1 protein-coding gene is annotated in these 203 nt (G+C 55.7%); it reads left to right on the forward strand.

The features are described 5' to 3' along the window. On the forward strand, positions 1-203 hold a 203-nt coding region (locus QP922_RS12915; protein WP_284809926.1), incomplete at both ends, for a transposase.

Here is a 203-nt window from a genome sequence, read left to right on the forward strand (position 1 = left end):
TCAGAGCGCCCGATTGCCCATGTGGCTAAGGAGATCGGTGTTTCCGCCGGGCTTTTAGGAAAATGGGTCAAACTCGAGCGTGAACGCCGAGGAGCCTCAGATGGGATGAGCGAGGCTGATCTTCGTGCTGAGAATGCTCGCCTGCGCCGTGAGTTGGCAGAGGCCAAGATGGATAACGAGTTTTTGTCAAAAGCGACAGCCTT

Origin of the sequence: Corynebacterium sp. MSK218 (assembly GCF_030232655.1) — a bacterium.
Taxonomy (GTDB): domain Bacteria; phylum Actinomycetota; class Actinomycetes; order Mycobacteriales; family Mycobacteriaceae; genus Corynebacterium.